The sequence below is a fragment of the Aquisalimonas sp. APHAB1-3 genome (genome assembly GCF_048323695.1).
Taxonomy (GTDB): Bacteria; Pseudomonadota; Gammaproteobacteria; order Nitrococcales; family Aquisalimonadaceae; genus Aquisalimonas.
Genome location: NZ_JBLWFT010000003.1, coordinates 39,079 through 56,822 on the forward strand (window position 1 = coordinate 39,079; position 17,744 = coordinate 56,822).

At 65.5% G+C, this 17,744-nt stretch carries 17 protein-coding genes; 8 read left to right on the plus strand and 9 right to left on the minus strand.

Annotated features, from left to right (window positions below; genetic code table 11):
* Positions 1 to 36: 36 nt before the first annotated feature.
* From ACNSTU_RS07110 to aztA, 4 genes are all read right to left on the minus strand, one after another.
* A complete protein-coding gene (locus ACNSTU_RS07110; protein ID WP_290634396.1) occupies positions 37 to 504 on the minus strand; it encodes a DUF427 domain-containing protein in 468 nt (155 codons plus the stop codon).
* A gap of 118 nt (positions 505 to 622) precedes the next feature.
* Positions 623 to 1,537: a metal ABC transporter solute-binding protein, Zn/Mn family gene (locus ACNSTU_RS07115; RefSeq protein WP_290634398.1), complete on the minus strand. Its 915-nt coding sequence runs from the start codon at positions 1,535 to 1,537 to the stop codon at positions 623 to 625.
* A 2-nt stretch (positions 1,538 to 1,539) separates the two neighbouring features.
* Complete coding sequence (locus ACNSTU_RS07120) at positions 1,540 to 2,406, minus strand: metal ABC transporter permease (RefSeq protein WP_290634432.1); 867 nt, start codon at positions 2,404 to 2,406, stop codon at positions 1,540 to 1,542.
* Positions 2,406 to 3,146, minus strand: coding sequence for a zinc ABC transporter ATP-binding protein AztA (gene aztA / locus ACNSTU_RS07125; protein ID WP_290634400.1), 741 nt, complete (start codon positions 3,144 to 3,146; stop codon positions 2,406 to 2,408). Before aztA ends, ACNSTU_RS07120 begins: the two co-directional genes overlap by 1 nt.
* Positions 3,147 to 3,489: 343 nt before the next feature.
* Between aztA and ACNSTU_RS07130 the strand changes: the two genes are divergently transcribed.
* A complete protein-coding gene (locus tag ACNSTU_RS07130; RefSeq protein WP_290634402.1) occupies positions 3,490 to 3,807 on the plus strand; it encodes a c-type cytochrome in 318 nt (105 codons plus the stop codon).
* Between the two features lie 132 nt (positions 3,808 to 3,939).
* Entirely contained in the window at positions 3,940 to 5,220 is a 1,281-nt protein-coding gene (locus ACNSTU_RS07135; protein WP_290634404.1) for a PQQ-dependent sugar dehydrogenase, read from the plus strand.
* Positions 5,221 to 5,278: 58 nt separating this feature from the next.
* Here the strand turns inward: ACNSTU_RS07135 and ACNSTU_RS07140 are convergent, their stop codons facing one another.
* Complete coding sequence (locus ACNSTU_RS07140) at positions 5,279 to 5,947, minus strand: phosphoribosyltransferase (RefSeq protein WP_290634406.1); 669 nt, start codon at positions 5,945 to 5,947, stop codon at positions 5,279 to 5,281.
* A 77-nt stretch (positions 5,948 to 6,024) separates the two neighbouring features.
* On the opposite strand from ACNSTU_RS07140, the gene ACNSTU_RS07145 reads away from it, so the two are divergent.
* Positions 6,025 to 6,990, plus strand: coding sequence for a ribose-phosphate diphosphokinase (locus ACNSTU_RS07145; protein WP_290634408.1), 966 nt, complete (start codon positions 6,025 to 6,027; stop codon positions 6,988 to 6,990).
* Here ACNSTU_RS07145 and ACNSTU_RS07150 read toward each other — a convergent pair.
* From ACNSTU_RS07150 to ACNSTU_RS07160, 3 genes are read right to left on the minus strand one after another with little or no spacing between them, the layout of a single operon-like run.
* Positions 6,987 to 7,949 carry a hypothetical protein gene (locus ACNSTU_RS07150; RefSeq protein WP_290634410.1) on the minus strand — a complete coding sequence of 321 codons (963 nt, stop codon included), beginning with the start codon at positions 7,947 to 7,949 and terminating at the stop codon, positions 6,987 to 6,989. The genes ACNSTU_RS07145 and ACNSTU_RS07150 overlap by 4 nt on opposite strands.
* A gap of 35 nt (positions 7,950 to 7,984) precedes the next feature.
* Positions 7,985 to 9,376: an amidase gene (locus ACNSTU_RS07155; protein WP_290634412.1), complete on the minus strand. Its 1,392-nt coding sequence runs from the start codon at positions 9,374 to 9,376 to the stop codon at positions 7,985 to 7,987.
* Positions 9,377 to 9,399: 23 nt separating this feature from the next.
* A complete protein-coding gene (locus ACNSTU_RS07160; protein ID WP_290634414.1) occupies positions 9,400 to 10,404 on the minus strand; it encodes a GlxA family transcriptional regulator in 1,005 nt (334 codons plus the stop codon).
* Positions 10,405 to 10,516: 112 nt separating this feature from the next.
* Between ACNSTU_RS07160 and ACNSTU_RS07165 the strand changes: the two genes are divergently transcribed.
* The 4 genes from ACNSTU_RS07165 (at position 10,517) to ACNSTU_RS07180 (ending at position 13,457) form a co-directional block, all read left to right on the plus strand.
* Positions 10,517 to 10,918 carry a carboxymuconolactone decarboxylase family protein gene (locus tag ACNSTU_RS07165; RefSeq protein ID WP_290634416.1) on the plus strand — a complete coding sequence of 134 codons (402 nt, stop codon included), beginning with the start codon at positions 10,517 to 10,519 and terminating at the stop codon, positions 10,916 to 10,918.
* An 86-nt stretch (positions 10,919 to 11,004) separates the two neighbouring features.
* A complete protein-coding gene (locus ACNSTU_RS07170) occupies positions 11,005 to 11,892 on the plus strand; it encodes a class I SAM-dependent methyltransferase (protein ID WP_290634418.1) in 888 nt (295 codons plus the stop codon).
* Positions 11,893 to 11,982: 90 nt separating this feature from the next.
* Positions 11,983 to 13,026, plus strand: a complete 1,044-nt coding sequence (locus ACNSTU_RS07175) for an Acg family FMN-binding oxidoreductase (protein ID WP_290634420.1) — start codon at positions 11,983 to 11,985, stop codon at positions 13,024 to 13,026.
* Complete coding sequence (locus ACNSTU_RS07180) at positions 13,023 to 13,457, plus strand: hypothetical protein (RefSeq protein ID WP_290634422.1); 435 nt, start codon at positions 13,023 to 13,025, stop codon at positions 13,455 to 13,457. Before ACNSTU_RS07175 ends, ACNSTU_RS07180 begins: the two co-directional genes overlap by 4 nt.
* 50 nt (positions 13,458 to 13,507) lie before the next feature.
* Here the strand turns inward: ACNSTU_RS07180 and ACNSTU_RS07185 are convergent, their stop codons facing one another.
* Entirely contained in the window at positions 13,508 to 14,221 is a 714-nt protein-coding gene (locus ACNSTU_RS07185) for a nuclease-related domain-containing protein (protein ID WP_290634424.1), read from the minus strand.
* A gap of 238 nt (positions 14,222 to 14,459) precedes the next feature.
* Here ACNSTU_RS07185 and ACNSTU_RS07190 point away from each other — a divergent pair, with 238 nt between their 5' ends.
* The gene (locus ACNSTU_RS07190) at positions 14,460 to 17,744 is read left to right on the plus strand and encodes a DUF3427 domain-containing protein (RefSeq protein WP_290634426.1); all 3,285 of its coding nucleotides are present in this window, start codon (positions 14,460 to 14,462) and stop codon (positions 17,742 to 17,744) included.

A 17,744-nucleotide genomic window follows, 5' to 3' on the forward strand; every position in this document is an offset into this window, starting at 1 on the left:
GCACCGGGCACATCCGCCGAAGCCCCTATAAGGGCTCTACCACCCCTCGGTGCCCGGCTCTCCCTTGAACGGGCCGCGGATGTTGCTGGTAATCCAACCGCCGTAGAAGCTTCCGGCCTGGGCCTGAACACGCTCCTCGCCAACCAGGCACGCGTCGACTCGCCCGGCGTAGAAAGAGACGTAGCCCGCGATGTCGGCGTGGGATGCCACCGGGTTGTCGTAGGCCCAGCAGACATCCGTGACGGTCCCGGAAGGCGCGCTGAGGTGCCAGTAGCGGGCGCGGCCCTTGAACTCGCAAAAGGTGCGGGTCTCGCTCGCCACCAGCCGGTCCCAACGGACGCTGTCGGGGGGCAGGTAATAACAGGGTGGGTGGGACGTCTCCAGCACGCGAAACCCGCCTGCTGCATCCGCGAGGGTTTCCCCGTCATGGATCACCTGGAGCCGCATTTCGACCGGCTCCACACGTGGCGGCCTCGGGTAGTCCCACACGGATTCTGTCTGCATGCTGACACTCACCACTCGCTGATGCTGGCGCCACGGGGCACCAGGCTGTGACGGGTACGGGATACCGTATCATCAACGCGGCGACGTCAAGCACTCAGCCGACACATGGTGAAGCAGGCTAGTCGCGGTCGTTCGCGGCCAGCGCTTCGGCAATGACTTCGGCGTTGTACCCCATCATCCGCAGGTACGTCGGTGCCGGGCCGTCACCGGGCGAAAGAGCGTCAGAGTAAAGGGTCGGGCCGACGGCCATGTCGCCCTCCTCCGCGATGCGATGCAGCAGCCTGGCGTCGGTGAGGTTATCCGGCAGCAGTGCAGCCACACGTTGTGCCCGCACCGCCCGCACCAGCTCCGCCACGTCGGCCGCCGACGGCTCGGCCTCCGTGCTGAGGCCGCGCGGGGACAGGAACGTCACGCCATAGGCGTCCTCGAAATAGCCGAAGGCGGCGTGGCTGGTGAGGATGCGCCGCCGTTCCCCGGGGATCGCCGTGATGGTGTCACGAATGTGGCTGTCCAGGGCCTGGAGCTCCTGCAGATAGGCCTCCGCCCGTTCGGCGTAGATCTGGGCGTGGTCGGGGTCCACGGCCTTCAGGCCATCGCGGATGTTGCGCACGTAAGTGCTGGCCCGCCGGACGTCCAGCCAGGCGTGGGGGTCGGCGTGGCCGTGACCGTGACCCTCGCCGTGGTGGTGATCATGGGCGTGATCGCCCGCCTCGATGGCGTCCACGCCGCGGGAGGCGGTCACGACATGTGCGGACCCACCGGCCGCTTCCAGCAACCGATCCATCCACCCTTCGAACCCCAGGCCGTTACGCACCACGAGGTCCGCCCGGGCAATCCGCCGTGCATGCTCGGGAGCGGGTTCGAAGGCGTGGCTGTCACCGTCCGGCCCGACGAGCGAGGTGACCGTAGCGTGCTCGCCGGCCACCTCGCGGGTCATGTCCGCGATGACGGTAAAGCTCGCCACCACCTGGACCTTGTCGGCGGAGAGAGGGGCGCTCACGAAGAGCAGCAGGAACAGCATCGACAGTCGCATGATCAGGCTTCCAGATGGCGACGCAGTCGCAGTCGCGTGATGAGGCCGCCGTGATGCCCGAGCAGCACGGAGACGGCGTAGCAGAGCCCGGCCACCAGCACCACCGCCGGCCCGGACGCCGCACCCAGGTGGTAAGAGAGCAGCAGCCCGACCCAGGCGCTGGTCAGCGCCAGACCAACGGCCACCGCCATCAGCCCGGCCACGGTGTCGGCCCAGTAACGGGCAGCCGCCGCCGGCAGCATCATCAGCCCCACGGCCATGAGCGTGCCCAGGGCGTGAAAGCCGGCAACCAGATTGATGACGACAAGGCCGAGAAACAGTCCGTGGTACAGGCCGCCGGGGCTGCCACAGGCCCTGAGGTACTCCGGATCCAGGGACTCGGTGACCAGGGCGCGGAAGAACAGTGCCAGTGCAACAACGGTGCCGGTGGCCACTGTGGCCACGAGCAGAAGCGCTGCGTCGTCCACCGCCAGCAGGTTGCCGAACAGGACGTGGACGAGATCCGTGCTGGAGCCTCGCACCGATATGAGCAGCACACCCACGGCCATGGCGATCAGGTAGAAGGCGGCGAAGCTCGCGTCCTCGCGCTGGCCGGTGAGACGGTGTACACCGCCGGCAAGCAGCGCCACCAGTAGCCCGGCGACCAGACCGCCGGCGGTCATTGCCATCACCGAGAAGCCCGCGAGCAGAAACCCGATGGCCACGCCTGGCAGAACGGCATGCGCCATGGCGTCACCCACCAGACTCATCCGGCGCAGCACCAGCAGCACGCCCATCGGGGCCGCACCAAGCCCGACAGCCATGCAGGCGACCAGCGCGCGGGCCATGAAGCCGAACTCGCCGAACGGCAGGAACAGCAGCTCCATCATCACGCCGCGGGCTCCCTGTCGCACCGGACGGCGGTATCATCCCAGGCCTCGGCCATCTGCCGCGCGCGGAACAGGTTCTCGGCGCGCAACACTTGCTCGGTGGCGCCCCAGTCCACCGTGGTGCGCGCCATGAGGAGTGTCCGGGGAAAATGCGCCCGCACCTGATCGAGATCGTGGAGTACGGCGATCACGGTCCGTCCTTCCCCGTGCCAGCGTGCGACGACCCGGAGCAGGTCGGCGGTGGTGCAGGCGTCGATGGCGTTGAAGGGTTCGTCCAGCAGCAGTACGGACGCGTCCTGCAGAAGCAGGCGCGCGAACAGCACGCGCTGGAACTGGCCCGCCGACAGCGACGCAATGGATCGCCGCTCGAAACCCGTCAGCCCCACGGCGGCCAGGGCGCCGGCGGCACGCCGCCGCTGCCCGACTGTCACACCGCCGAAGGCACCCAGGCGCTGCCAGAGGCCCAGCTCCACCATCTCCTGGACGCGTACCGGAAACGTGCGGTCGATCTCCGCCTGCTGCGGCAGGTATGCGACCCGATCTCGGGAACCAGACCGGTCGACCCGCCCCGACTCCGGACGCATCAGGCCGGCAACAGCCTTGAGCAGTGTTGTCTTGCCCGCGCCGTTCGGGCCCACGACGGCAGTCAGCGAGCCCGCTTCGAAGCGCCCACTGACGTGATGCACCGCCGGGTGACGGTGGTAACACACGGTCAGGTCCTGTAACTGAATCGCAGCCATTACCTAGCCCATCGCCCAGTACACGCCACACCACAACACCGCGACCAATGGCAGAATGCAGAGCAGCCGGACCAGGGCCGGCAACCCGAGGACCATCTGCTGCGGATCGTCTTTTCCAGACATGCCACCTCCAAAGACGCAATGTTATAACGTTCTTTATTACGGATACAACTGCACTGCACCTCCGGAAGGGATCTGGCCACGCGCAGTCGGTTCCGCAGCGCAGCAATGAATCCACCCGAATATCAACTACTTTAAAACGGAGAACGCCCCCGGACCGCCGCGCAAGTGGTTGTCCAGGGCCAACTATAATTGTCACAACGTTCACCGGGTGGAGCCCTTAATGCACAGACAGCTTTTTCTCATGATCGGGACAGTCCTCGCACTGGGTGTGGTGCCGGCACAGGCTGACGATGTCGCGGCGGGAGAAACGCTTTACGCGGAGTCGTGCGTCAGTTGCCACGGTAGCGCCGGGCGGGGCATGGCGAGTTTCCCCGCCCTGACCGGACGCAGCGCGGACTACATCGTCGAGCGCCTTGAACAGTACCGCGCCGGCGAACGCGTCGGGTCGAACACCGGCTTGATGGCGCCCCACGCCGCTGAACTGTCCGACGATGAGATCGCCAACCTGTCGGCCTATATTTCCGAGGAGTTTCAGTAACAAACAAGATGAGAAAGACGGGAACCGTTGGCACGGATGGCCTTACGCGCGCAACCCCACCCCGACTGCTGTTGGGGTGGTCAGTGAAAGTCGCACGACAACAAGAAGTCCAACTCTTGGAGGAGAGTATCCATGATTCGACATATCACCACAGTGTCGCTGGGGGCCTTTGTGGCGTCTGCCATGATCCACGGTGTGGCCATGGCCGAAGACTCGGAGGCCGACATCCCGAGCCTGAGCTACGAGACCGTACTGTCCGATCTGTCAGACCCTTGGGACATGGCCTTTCTGCCCGACGAAACCATGTTCTTCACGGAGAAATGCAGCGGCCTCTCGGTGCGCCTTCCCTCCGGCGACGTGAACGCGCTGCTCGGCATGGAAGATACGGAAGGCTACTCGACGACCGCGGACGACCTATTCTGCTACGGTCAGGCAGGCATGAACGGTGTCACCATCGACCCGGAGTTTGAAGAGAACCGTTTCGTCTATGTCTATTCGGCATCGAACCTCGAGACGCCCCACACCAACCGCGTGATCCGGCTGACGGTCAACGACGACTTCACTGATGTATCGGACCGGGTCGACATCATCGAAGACATTCCCTACAAGCAGGAGGACAGCGACCACCCGTTCGGTGACGCCGGGGCCCACAACGGCGGGCGCATCCGCTTCAACCCGGGCGATGGCCACGTGTACGTGACCACTGGCGACAACCACAATGGCGAGATCCCGCAGGACCCCACCAGTCTCGGCGGCAAGGTTCTGCGCGTCGACCGCGACGGCGAGGCGGCGCCCGACAACAACGAGGGCGGCGATTTCGATCCACGCATCTTCACCTACGGTCACCGCAACGTGCAGGGAATCGCCTTCCACCCGGACACGCACGAGGCGTTCGTCGCCGAGCACGGGCCCTGGCACTCCGATGAGGTGAAGGCGCTGACGGCCGGTGGCAACGCAGGCTGGGATCCGCGGCCCAATGTGGGGGACCGTGGCGATTGCCCCGATGACTACTGCGGCTACATGCCCAACCAGATGGAGGGTATGGACCCGGAAGAGCGGAGGGCCTTCATGCCCATGACGGACCTGGAGCGTTTCCCCGACGCCATCCAGCCGGCCTGGGACAACGACGGCCTGTCCCAGGGCATGTCGTCCGCCGTGTTTCTGACCGGCTCTCAGTGGAAGGACTGGGACGGCCGCCTGGCTGTTGGCTTCCTCGGCATCGGGTTCGGCGACACGGCCGAGGGGCACCGGGTCGACGTCCTCGACATCGCGGATGACGCCCTTTCGGTAGAGGTCACAACAATGGATCTGCCTGTCCCCGCGGGCCGCTTCCGGTCCGTGGTACAGGGGCCGGACGGCAATCTGTACGTCGCCCGTGACGAAGGCGAGATCTACCGGATCATTCCCGAGTAATCACCACCCGGCCGCACTGCCACGGGGCAGTGCGGCCGCGCTCCGATGCGGCAGCGCATCACTCGGCGCCTTCCTGCCTGCCACCGCCCTCCTCTCGCGAAGCCTGAACGGAATCGCGAAGGAGCGCGATGACCTCATCGTCACTGACCTGCCGAAAATCGGCATAAAACTGGCCCACGGCGCCGAAGTCCGGCGTCACGATCACGCAATGCACCTCATCGGCGAGCGCCTTCAGGGCGCGGACAACGTCGGGCGGCGCGGCACCCAGCGCTACCACCAGCCGGGCCGGCTGACGCTGCCGCACGATCTTCAGTGCCGCCTTGATGGTTGCCCCGGTGGCGCTGCCATCGTCGACCACGACCACGACCCGCCCGGCCGGGTCCAGAGGCGGCCGCGCCGGCGTGTACTGCGCCCGCCGATGGCGAAGCATCTCCGCCTCCTGCCGGGCCGCGCGCTGCACATATTGATCGCCGTAGTGGGCAATGGTGTGCGGTGACGCCGACACTTCGCCGTCCTCGTTCACGGCACCGATGGCGTACTCCGGATTACGCGGAGCGGGGATCTTCCGCACCAGTACCACGTCCAGATCGCCGCCAAGCGTCCGCGCAATCACGCTCGCCATGGGCACGCCACCGCGCGGCACCCCGAGAATCAGTGGTCGCTCGGGCGCCAGGGCGCGAAGCCTTTCAGCCAGCTGTCTAGCTGCATCGATACGGTCACGGAACATGGCTACATACCCAACCTTGCCGGCACCCTGAGTATGGCTAATCTTTGAGAATACGCCTCTGCGAGAGACCACCGCCGATGGAGCACAACGCCGACGCTGACACGCCGCAGGTCTTCGTGCTCGCCCGTGACGACGCCGGTTGGCGCAGCGCGCTGGCCGACAACGCCGGTGTGGAGTTTGCGCCCTGCGAGGAACGGGTCTTCGAGGATGGAGAGTACAAGCTGCGCCCGCTGGTCTCCGTGCGCGACCGGGACGTCTACGTGGTGCATTCCCTGGCCGGTGACGCGCAGCTCACCGTCAACGACAAGCTGGCCAGGCTGCTGTTTTTCATCGCCACGGTTCGTGACCAGGGGGCACGCCGCGTGACGGCCGTTGCTCCCTACCTGCCCTACGCCCGCAAGGACCGCCGCACCAAGCCGCGCGACCCGCTGACGTTCCGCTACCTGGCCCAACTGTTCGAGGCCATGGGCACCGACCGCCTCGTCACCCTGGAAGCGCACAACATCGCGGCCCTGGAGAACGCGTTCCGGTGCGCCACCACCCACCTCTCGTCCGCCCTGCTGCTCGCGGACGCAGCCTGCAATGCAGCGGGCAACCGCCCCCTGGCGGTGGTGTCACCGGATGCCGGCGGCGCGAAGCGGGCCGATCACTGGCGGGACATCCTTGCGGAACGCACCGGCGAGGATGTGGGCATGGTCTTCCTGGAGAAACGACGCAGCGAGGGCGTCGTCTCCGGAGACGCGGTTGTCGGTGACGTCAACGGGCGCGTCGCGGTGATTGTCGATGACATGATCGTCAGTGGCGGCACCATGGCCCGCGCCGTGGACGCCTGCCGCGCCCGGGGGGCGACCGGTGTGATCGTCTGTGCGGCGCATGGCCTGTTCAGCGCAGGCTCTGACGCGCTCCTGGATCACCCGGGCCTGGATGCACTGATCATCACCAGCAGCGTACCGGTGGCGCCCCGGGTGGCCGAGCGGGAGCACGTCCGCGTGGTCGCCGTGGAGCCGGTGTTCGTGGCGGAGATCGCCGAACCGGCGGGTTAGACGCCCCGCCCCACGGCACGCAGCCCGGCGTCCAGATACCACTGCGCGCGCTGTCGCCAGTGCCTGGCCTTGTCCGGCTGGGTCACCAGATGGCGGGCACCCAGCAGCGCCCAGAGCAGCGCGCGCGCAGCCTCGTAGAACGCACACAGGCCAAGTGGAGGCTCATCGCCACTGGTCTCCAGGTAGTACGCGCGGAACCGCTCACCGGCCCAGCGCTGGCCGAGCCGGTCACACTCGAGCACGAGAAAGGCCAGCTCCTCCAGTGGGTCCATCTGGCGCAGCCCGGGCTCGAACTCGAGGCGGTCGATCATGCAGGGATCCGCTCCCAGGTAGATATGTTCCGGACGCAAATCGCCGTGAACCTCCCGCACGCAGCGGCCAGCGAGGGCATGGTGGTGGTGATCCAGCCAGTGGCAAAGGGTGTCTCTGAGCGGCTCCGCAGCACCGTCTCCCAGCAACTCCCGGAGCTCGGTGGCCTGCTTGTGGAACCTGAATCGTCGGGCCGCAGGGTCCACCATGCCGGTGGGCGCATTCTCCGCATAGAACGCCGCCAGCCGCCCTGCCGCGCAATCCAGCTCCGACGCGGCAGCGCCGCCGTGCAGAAGCTGCCACTCGAGACACAGGGCGGCCTCAAGCCGATGCATCCGGACCAGGTAGTCCACCGGTTCGCCCGGCCCATCCAGCGCCAGCGCGCCATCCCCACCGCGCGTCAGGGCAACAACACCCAGGTAGACGTGCCGCGCGAGACGGCGGTTGAGGCGAACTTCCTCCAGGCAGTTTTCCCGGCGCGCCGCGGCGGTGGAGAGATCCACCAGCGAGTAGCGCTGCGGCTTCTTCAGCTTGTAGACGTAGCGGTCCGTGAGAAAGACATAAGAGAAGTGCGTCTCCAGCAGCGAAACAGACGCCGTGCCCTCCGGGTAATGCGCCGGCCGCAGCAGGAAACCCACCGTTTCGGACATCACGTGCTCTTCCCCCTGCCTGGCGCAACCCCCTGTTACAGAGGATAGCCCGGCAGGTCGGCACCGCACCCGAGCACACCCTCCAGGCTGGCACCGAGGCGCAGCAGGTGTGCCTCCCGCCACGGTCCCGCCAGAAGCTGCAGGCCGACGGGCATGCCGGCGGCGTCGACGCCCACGGGCAGGGTCAGCCCGCACAGATTCATCATGTTCGCGACCATGGTGTTCCGCAGTGCCAGGACGTTGTGCCTCCCGTAGGCCGCAGGGTCTGCCACGTCGTCCAGCCGGGGCGGCGTCACGGCCACCGTGGGGGTGACGATGGCATCCACGGTCGCGAGCGCGCGGGCGGCATCCTGGCTCATGCCCTGCAGACGCTGCAGGCGCTGGATATAGGCAGTGGCCGGCAGCGCCTCCGCCGCCCGGACCCGTGCGGCCACGTTGGCGTCCAGGGTGTGAAGGTGTCCCGGGCTCTCCTGTTCCAGAAAGGCGGCGAGCTCGGACGCGGCGAGTCCGCCCGCGCGGAGGATCTCGAAGGCCTCCGCGGCATGGGGCAGATCAAGGGGCACCAACACTGCGCCGGCACGCTCCAGGACCGCCAACGCCGCTTCAACTGCCTCGGCCACGCCAGGGCTGCAGTCGTCCCAGAAGAACGTCCGGGGCACGCCCAGACGCAGCGCGCGCGGCGCCGGTGAGTGATCATGCGGCGAGCCCTGCGGCGCGCCGGTGAGCGCACGGAATCCGAACGCCAGATCGGTGACGTCACGGGCCAGAAGCCCCGGGGTATCGAGGCTCGGCGACAGGGGCACGATGCCCTCGATGGAGAACAGCCCGCGGGTCGTCTTCAGGCCGGCCACACCGGTCATGGCCGCCGGCACGCGCACGGAGCCTGCGGTATCCGTGCCCAGGGCGAGGCGTGCACTGCTCTCCAGCAGAGACACCCCGGCGCCAGAGCTGGAGCCGCCGGGCACACGGTGCGCAAGGGAATCCCACGGATTCCGTGGTGTACCCCAGTGGGCATTGACGCCCAGGCCGCCGAAGGCGAACTCCACGGTGTGAGTCTTGCCCATGATGGCGGCGAGCTGCCCCAGCAGCCCCTGCACCAGGGGCCCGGGCGCCTCCCAGCGCGCCGGCAACGCCTCGGGAGAACCGGCGTAGGTGCGCAGCCCGGGCACGCCGTAGAGCTCCTTCACCGACACGGGCAACCCCATCAACGGACCGGTGTCATGGCCCAGGGCCAGGAGCCCGTCAACGTGGTCGGCCACGGCCAGGGCCCGATCGCCGGTCCAGGCAAAGTAGGCCCGGTACCGGTCGTCGCAGGCGGCATGCCGGGAAGCGGCGTGTTCCACGAGTTCGCGGGCGCTGATCCGCCCGTCGCGGAGCGCGGCGTGAAGCCCCGGAAGGGAGAGCGTATCTGGGTCGTTTGCAGTCATTGCAGCAATGTATCAGAGGCGGCTCAGGCGTGCGCCTCCGCGACCGGCGCTGCCGCCGAACCGAAGCGCAGACGGTACTCCTTCGGTGACAGGCCGGTGTGGCGCCGGAAGATCTCGCGGAAGTAATCGGGGTCGTCATACCCCACCTCGCGGCCGATCACCTGCACCGACGCCCGCCCGTGCTCAAGGCGCGACCGCGCCACCGCAACCCGCAACTCCTGCAGATACGCACCGGGTAACTTGCCCGTGGCCGCCTTGAAGCGCCGGGTGAAGTTGCGCGGGCTCATGGCGAACGACTGCGCCACCGTCTCGAACCGGATCTCGCCGGCGAAATGCCCCTGTATCCACTCCTCAGCCGCGCGCACGGCCTCGTCCTCGTGGGGCCGCGAGAGCGGCAGCACGGCGTATCCGGACTGGTAACTGCGCGGCATGTTGATCAGCAGCGCCCGCGCGGTCTCCAGCGCCACCTGATGACCGCAGAACTTCTCCACGAGATACATCGCCAGGTCGATGGCGGAGTACACCCCGCCGCCACACAGGATCCGCTCGTGCTCGGTGACCAGCAGCTCCGGGTGCCAGTCGACGGCGGGGAACAGACGCGCATAGTCGGGCGCGGCCGCCCAGTGGGTGGTGGCACGGTGGCCGTCCAGCAGGCCCGCCGCCGCCGCGAAAGCAACCCCGGTGCACACCAGCGCAATGCGGGTGTCTGCCGCATGGTGGGCCTGCAGCCACGGAATCAACGGCGCGTGGTGGGAGAGCATCTCCTGCACGTCGAGGCCGCCGGTGGGTATGAAGATCAGGTCCGTGCGGTCGATGGCGTCGATACTGCAAGCCGCTTGCATGACCAGCGGCGCGGCGCACTCCACCGGCCCACCGTCCACCGAGGCAGTGGTGACATCGAAACTGGGCTCTGGCGTGGTATCGACCAGGGTGTTCCAGAGCGTTCCGGCACACTGAAACACCTCAACCGGGGCCACCGCAGTGGACGGAAGGCCAGCGTTCAGAAGAACAACCGTGACGTGAATCATTGCCTGATCCGCCAGTTTCTCCCCCAACGATGTCGCTTTTCTCCGGTGCCGCGCAGCGGCCCGAAGTGCTGCAATTTCAGTGACCCACCACGAACCTCACGGAGGGACGATCATGAAAAAGCTGTTCATTACCACTATTGCAGCATGGGCCTTAACCGCACTTCCCGCCACCTCCGTGGCGGACGAGGCACCGGCCTTCATGCAGGACACCTTCCCGGAAACGGCTGTCGACGGAGCCTGGCAGGAGTTTCAGGCCATTCACGATCCGGACGGCGCGCTGGACGCCCGGACCAAGGAACTCATCGCCCTGGGCATCGCCGCGCAGGTGCCCTGCGACTACTGCATCTACTACCACACCAACGCGGCCGAATCCCTGGGCGCGAGCGAGGCGCAGATCCGGGAGGCGCTGGCCGTCGCCGCGTCGGTCCGGAAGTGGAGCACGGTGCTCAACGGCTCGCTGTACGACTTCAGCGAATGGCAGCAGCAAGTGGATGAAATGTTTGCGCAGGACTGACCCACTCCGGCCCGGGCGGCACCAACGGCCACCCGGGCCGCGAGCCCGAAACCGGATACACCTGCAGTGAGAAACGGGAGGCACCCATGACACACCTTCAAGAAGGCGCGGCAACCGCACCCGAGACACAGGACACCGAATACGTCCAGTTCTGGAACGAGGTGCTGGCGCCGAAGTTCATCCGCTTCCGCCACGTACTCGTCGGCGGGCTGACCCATCACAGTGAGGCGGTCTTCCCGAAACTGCCGGTGAACCCCGGCGACCGGGTGCTGGACGTGGGCTGCGGTTTCGGCGATACCGTTGACAGGTTCGCCGACATCGTCGGCCCCGAGGGCGAAGTGGTTGGCATCGACTGCTGCGACGCCTTTCTCGACATCGCCCGGGAGGAAGTCCGCAAACCCAACGCCCGCTTCATGCGCGGCGATGCGGAGATCGCACTGCCCGAGGGCGCATTCGACTTCGTCTTCGCCCGGTTCGGCACCATGTTCTTCGCCAACCCGGTGGCCGGGCTGCGGAACATGCGCCGCGCCCTGGCGCCGGACGGGCGCATGGCCCACATCGTCTGGCGCGACCCGGCGGACAACCCGTGGCTGTCCATGGCGAAAGACGTGGTGCTGCGCTTCCTGCCCCCTCCCGGCGAGGACGCCCGCACGTGCGGGCCGGGGCCGTTCTCCATGGCCAACGAGAACACCACCCGGAAGATGATGGAGATCGCGGGTTACACCGACATCACGTTCGAGCGCGTGGATGCGCCGGTGCTGATCGGCACGGACGTGGCCGACGCCATCGAGTTCCAGCTCGCTCTTGGCCCGGCCGGAGAGGTCTTCCGCGAGGCCGGGGAGGAAGCCGAACGCCGCCGCCCCGAGATCGAGGCGGCCCTGGCGGAAGCACTCGACCGACAGGCCCGGCAGCCCGACGGCATCATCATGGAGAGCTCCTCCTGGGTGATCAGTGCGCGGAACGCAGCGGGGTGAACCGACATGAAATCCTGATGCAGATCAGGGCGCCGCCCGGGATCACGGCATAGAGTCAGAGTGGCCTTCCTGGAGCCCGGGACAGAGCCAGTGCACTGTGACTCGCTGATCGATTTCATTCGCTACGCCGTGATGGCCCCTTCGGGCCACAACACGCAGCCGTGGACATTCGCGGTGGGCCACAGCGAGATACTGATCCAGCCGGACTCGAAGCGGCGGCTGCCAGTGGTCGACCCCGATGACCATGCGCTGTTCATGAGCCTGGGGTGTGCGCTGGAGAACCTGGTGATCGCCGCAGAAACCGCAGGCGCGCAAGCGACGCCGGAGTACTTTCCCGACGATGCAGAGCCCGGGACGATCCGCGTCCAGCTGACCGAGCCGGGTCCCACGCGAGAAGACTCTCGGGACCCGGACCCAGCGAGACTGTTCGCGGCGATTCCTGTGCGACAATCCACCAGGCGTGGCTACGACGGCCGTCCCTTTTCGCCAGCCGCCATCGCAGGGCTCGAGGCGGCAGCGGCAGAGCCCCTGGTCTTCACCCAGATCATCACCGACCGCAATGCTGTCGAGATCGTTGCCAATCACGCCGAGGCTGCTTGTCAGGCGCAGTTCAGAGACCCTGCCTTCGTCGCCGAACTGATGCACTGGATCCGTTTTTCGCGCAAGGAAGCAGAAACGTTTCGTGACGGGCTCGCGGCCCGGACCATGGGCCTGCCACCAGTGCCTCGATGGCTGGGCCTGTGGCTCATGCGCCTGGCCACCGGGCCAAAGCGCGAAGCCACCCGCACCGCTAACCAGCTACGCTCCGCGTCGGCACTGATGGTATTCAGCGTAACCGCGGACACCCCGGAAGCGTGGGTGCGGGCCGGGCGGAGCTTCGAGCGGTCAGCGCTATGGGCAACCGCAGAGGGCATGAAGCACGCCCACGCCAACATGCCCTGCGAAGCGCCACACGTGCGCGAACGCCTGCGGCAGGCGCTCGGGCTCCCCGGGCGGCCGGTATTGCTCATCCGCCTGGGCTACGCCGAGCCCATGCCGCCGGCTTACCGTCGTCCACTGGAGGCGGTCATACGACAGCCTGGGGCCGAGTCGCCGCCGCACCCCACGGCAAGCGCCAGCGATGCGGCTCGATGAACAATCCGATCCGCCACCAACCTTCAGGCGCACCCGCCTTGATCCTCAAGGCCACCATTCTCTGGTTCGTGATCGGCATTCTCGCTGTGGGCAACGGAGTCATGCGGGAAGCACTGTTGGAGCCTGGGCTTGGGCCCTCCCTGGGGCTCGCGGCCAGCGGACTGCTGCTGGCGTTACTGGTGCTTGGCGTTGCCTACATCGGGGCACCTTGGTACGGGAGACAGTCACAGGCCACGCTGCTTGGGCTTGGTGTCTACCGGCTCGTGCTCACGATCCTGTTCGAATCGGGACTCGGCCTCATACTGTTGGAGCAATCATGGGAGCACGTGCTGCGCCAATACAGCCTGGCCGGCGGGAATCTCTGGCTGCTTGTGCTCAGCGCGATCACCGTTGCTCCGTGGCTGGCGGGGAAGATGCGCGGACTGAACTGAGCGTTTCGCTGATACCCTAGAGTAGATTGAATGCATTCCGCTTTGGGCGATCATCCAACTTGAACAGAGAAGAGGTAGAACGCGCCGAGAGCAGCGCCTGCGCCGATCATAACCATTCCGACAGAGGCCGCCGAGTCCACCCCGTGCTTGCGCGCCAATCCTGCCCGATGCGCTTTCCGCGCAGACGCATCACCTCGAGTAGCGGCCCGCAATTCCTGCCAGGGCTTAGTCCATTCCGGCAGCGGCAGACCCTCAGCCCGAAACTCCGAAGCAAGCGCGCGAGGCCTTTGAACGCCCTCCGGCATGCCCTTAGGGAACTCCGCGCGACCGCCAACGACAACGTGGCCATGCACAGGCACGCGGTCTCCGACGATGGCTTTCACTGCCTGTATGTGACCCCAGTTCTGGCGCAGGGGGTTCTGAATGCGGATGGACCGCCGGCCCAGGCGCTGCGTCCAAGTCTTCTGCTTTGCGCTGCCAAAGATCCAGCCACCGAAATTCTTCGTCTCAACCACCCGGATGCCTTTGCCAGTCAGATAGAGATGATCGATCTGGGTCAGGCCACCGCGGCCATCGGGGAGAATGCAGTCGTGCAGTTCCTCGCTGGCAAGCCCTTTTAACCTGGACCGAACAGCGACCTCTCCGATCGCACCCTTGAGCTTAGGTACGGCGACCAGCTTGAGGCCACTCAGAATAAATACAGCCGATAGGACCCACCCCCCGTGGTGCCAAAAGATCTCGAGTAACTGCGAGCTTTCGATCACATTCCGCACTCCCTGTTGCAGATTGCGCTCAAGGTTGGCACAAGCCCGGCCGCAGAGGAAGCGCGCATGTACGACTGTGCGTCCGCGGCAAGCTGTCGGGGCGGCGACCCGACACCCACCTAACCTCGTGGTCAATCGATCGTTCCGTTATCCTGGTCGCAGATGTCACCGAAGCACACGGACTGCGCTTCGTTCCGGATCGAATAAGAACAACCATGCGAACCAACGGGAATGAGCAATGCAGTCCACCCAGCACCACCTCATTACCGGGGGCAGTGATCGGCCGCTCATCCGCGAACTTCTGGACGCGATCCACCGTGCGGACGAGATCGAACTGGCGGTTGCGTTCATCAAGGTCAGCGGACTGGAAATGCTGTTCCAGGCGCTCGCTCACCGCCTTGAGGAAGAGCCGAAAGCCTGCGTGCGCATTCTCACCAGCGACTACCTGGACGTCACGGACCCGATAGCGCTACGGCGACTGATGCTGCTGGCAGAAGCTGGAGCGGATGTTCGCGTCTACGAAAGTCGGGGCCACAGCTTTCACCTGAAGGCGTACATTTTTGTACGCACCGACAAAGGTGTCCTCTGCGGTGACGCATTTGTGGGTTCGAGCAACATTAGCCAGACAGCACTGACCAGCGGCCTGGAATGGAATTACCGCGTCGTCGACCCCGGAGACGTGAGTGACTCAGGGCGACTCGGTTTTGCCGAGATCCGCGCTGCTTTTCGGCGCCTGTTCGATGATCCAGCGGTCACACCGCTCAGCCACACATGGATCGAAGACTATGAGCGGCGCCGGCGACCGAACATTCCCAGCGTGGCCCCCGGCAGCGATGAGCCGGAACCCGCCCCAGCGCAACCAAGCAGTGAACAACAACAGGCGCTGGACGCCCTCTCAGAAACGCGGGAAGCGGGCTTTCGGCGCGGCCTGGTGGTCATGGCAACCGGCCTGGGCAAGACGTTCCTCGCTGCGTTCGACGCGCGACAGATGGGGGCCAAGCGAGTGCTGTTCATCGCGCATCGCGAGGAGATTCTGCTGCAGGCTGAAGCCACCTTCCAGCGCGTTCTCCCGCGAGCAAGGGTCGGGCAGTACTACGCTGATCAGCGCGACGAGGAAGCGAACATGGTGTTCGCATCTGTGCAGACGCTCCATCGCCAGGCTCATCTGCGCCGCTTTGCGCGTGACCACTTCGATTACATTGTCGTTGACGAGTTTCACCATGCCACGGCCAGCACTTACCGTCGGCTGCTTCAACATTTCGCGCCACGTTTCCTGCTCGGGCTGACGGCAACTCCCGACCGCTCTGACCAAGCCGATATCCTCGCCCTGTGCGACGACAATCTGGTCTATACCCGCAATCTGTTCGACGGCGTGCAGTCGAATCTGCTTTGCCCGTTCTCCTATTACGGCATCTTCGACGAGTACGTGGATTACGAGGAAATCCCCTGGCGCAACGGCCGGTTCGACGCCGACACACTGAGCACACGCCTGGCCACACTTGCCAGAGCGCGTCACGCGCTACGCGAATGGCGCGACAAGGCCGGAAGCAGGACGCTCGCCTTCTGCGTATCCACCAGCCATGCCGACTTCATGGCCGACCAGTTCGCTGGGGCAGGCATACCAGCGGTTGCCGTGCACTCACGTTCTGCGATCAACCGTCACGATGCACTGGAGCAGCTGCGTGATGGCTCCATGCAGGTGATCTTTTCGGTGGACCTGTTCAATGAGGGCGTGGACGTTCCGGACATCGACACTGTGATGATGTTGCGCCCGACAGAATCGAAAATCCTGTTTCTGCAGCAGATCGGCCGTGGGCTTCGTCCAGCTCCGAACAAGGAACGTCTGACCATCCTCGACTTCATCGGTAACCACAAAGGATTCCTCAACAAACCCCAGGCGCTGTTCGAGGTCGCCGGCACGCGCAGCGCTATCGCCGCGTTCGCTGACCGCGCTGAAAAGCAGGAAATCGAACTCCCGCCGGGCTGCTACGTGAACTACGACCTGCAGCTCATTGAGTTTCTCAAGTCGCTGAACCCCACCGGCATCGCCGACGAGTACGATGGCCTCAAGGCCAGCATGGGCAGGCGCCCCACGCTGCTGGAGTTCTATCGATTCGGCGCGTCGATCGACCAACTCCGTCGACAATACGGGAGTTGGTGGGCATTCGTGGACGATCAGGGTGATCTGGAGCCAAACGAACAACCTTGCTTTCAAGCCTATGGCGATTTCTTCCGCGAGGTCGAAACCACCGCCATGAACAAGTCGTTCAAGATGGTGTTGCTGGAGGCGCTGCTGGAGATGGACGGATTCCGGCAACCTCCCACCACGGACGCCCTGGCGGCGGCTTCCCTGGAGGTTCTGCGCCGCCGACCCGATTTGGCGTCCGATCTGGAAGGCAAGTTCGATAACCTGGATACGATCGACCCGGCAGCGTGGCGCGGGTACTGGGAAAAGCACCCGATCAACGCCTGGACCGGTGGCAACCAGGGAAAACAGAAACGGCCCTGGTTTACGGTGAGCAATGGTCACTTCGTACCGGCGAAGCCCATAACATCCGAGCATTCTGACCAATTTGCGAGCATGCTGCAGGAGCTCGTCGACTACCGTCTTGCGCGCTATCGGGAGAGACGGGGAGCGCAGGGAACGGAAACATCGGGGGATGTCGTGCCGTTCCCGGGCGCCTCCTCGCGGCCGGAGCTACCCTACTTCCCCAACATCCGCGTGGCCTGCGGCCACTTCAAGAGCGGCCAAGCCGATGCGGAGGAGTACCGGACGATCGGTCCCGGCCATGGACGGATTGACCCAAGCCGCCATTTCATTGCCCAGGCTTCAGGCGAATCCATGAACGGCGGCAGAAACCCCATCCATGACGGCGACTACCTTCTGCTGGAGCACGTCACTCCAACCAAGGCCGGGTCGATCACCGGCGACACCATGGTCATCGAACGGCAGGACGATGCTGGCGACAGTCAGTACCTGCTTCGCGTCGTTACCAAGGGGGCCGACGGCAGTTATATCCTCAAAGCCACCAACCCCGAGTACAGCGATCTGGTCGCCGACGAGTCAATGCGGACGCGTGCCCGCCTTCAGGCAGTGCTGGATCCCCTGGAGCTGGCTCTCGGTCAGAGATTCATGCGCGAAGACATCCCAAGCCTATTCGGCGAAGCGTACAACCCCGGCAGCTGGCAAAGCGGCCACGTTGTTCTACGAGATCAAAACGTCCATGTGCTCCTGGTCACACTGAACAAGCAGGGTAAGGGCGAGGACCACCGCTACCAGGACTACTTCATCGACGACCACACCTTCCACTGGCAGACGCAAAACAGCACAACACCGGAGAGCAAACGCGGCCGGGAGATCATTGAGCACGACAGCCGAGGCATTGCCATTCACCTGTTCGTTCGTGAGAACAAGCTTGGACCGAACGGCAAGGCCGCGCCATTCCAATATCTTGGCCCAGTGGATTACGTATCACACGCAGGTACGGCACCGATGAGTGTCACGTTCAGGCTGGAGAGGTAG

Excerpts from the sequence above, each read along its gene's own strand:
- ACNSTU_RS07110 (WP_290634396.1), bottom strand. The coding sequence starts at position 504 with ATGCAGACAGAATCCGTGTGGGACTACCCGAGGCCGCCACGTGTGGAG.
- ACNSTU_RS07115 (WP_290634398.1), bottom strand. The coding sequence starts at position 1,537 with ATGCGACTGTCGATGCTGTTCCTGCTGCTCTTCGTGAGCGCCCCTCTC.
- ACNSTU_RS07120 (WP_290634432.1), bottom strand. The coding sequence starts at position 2,406 with ATGATGGAGCTGCTGTTCCTGCCGTTCGGCGAGTTCGGCTTCATGGCC.
- aztA (WP_290634400.1), bottom strand. The coding sequence starts at position 3,146 with ATGGCTGCGATTCAGTTACAGGACCTGACCGTGTGTTACCACCGTCAC.
- ACNSTU_RS07130 (WP_290634402.1), top strand. The coding sequence starts at position 3,490 with ATGCACAGACAGCTTTTTCTCATGATCGGGACAGTCCTCGCACTGGGT.
- ACNSTU_RS07135 (WP_290634404.1), top strand. The coding sequence starts at position 3,940 with ATGATTCGACATATCACCACAGTGTCGCTGGGGGCCTTTGTGGCGTCT.
- ACNSTU_RS07140 (WP_290634406.1), bottom strand. The coding sequence starts at position 5,947 with ATGTTCCGTGACCGTATCGATGCAGCTAGACAGCTGGCTGAAAGGCTT.
- ACNSTU_RS07145 (WP_290634408.1), top strand. The coding sequence starts at position 6,025 with ATGGAGCACAACGCCGACGCTGACACGCCGCAGGTCTTCGTGCTCGCC.
- ACNSTU_RS07150 (WP_290634410.1), bottom strand. The coding sequence starts at position 7,949 with ATGTCCGAAACGGTGGGTTTCCTGCTGCGGCCGGCGCATTACCCGGAG.
- ACNSTU_RS07155 (WP_290634412.1), bottom strand. The coding sequence starts at position 9,376 with ATGACTGCAAACGACCCAGATACGCTCTCCCTTCCGGGGCTTCACGCC.
- ACNSTU_RS07160 (WP_290634414.1), bottom strand. The coding sequence starts at position 10,404 with ATGATTCACGTCACGGTTGTTCTTCTGAACGCTGGCCTTCCGTCCACT.
- ACNSTU_RS07165 (WP_290634416.1), top strand. The coding sequence starts at position 10,517 with ATGAAAAAGCTGTTCATTACCACTATTGCAGCATGGGCCTTAACCGCA.
- ACNSTU_RS07170 (WP_290634418.1), top strand. The coding sequence starts at position 11,005 with ATGACACACCTTCAAGAAGGCGCGGCAACCGCACCCGAGACACAGGAC.
- ACNSTU_RS07180 (WP_290634422.1), top strand. The coding sequence starts at position 13,023 with ATGAACAATCCGATCCGCCACCAACCTTCAGGCGCACCCGCCTTGATC.
- ACNSTU_RS07190 (WP_290634426.1), top strand. The coding sequence starts at position 14,460 with ATGCAGTCCACCCAGCACCACCTCATTACCGGGGGCAGTGATCGGCCG.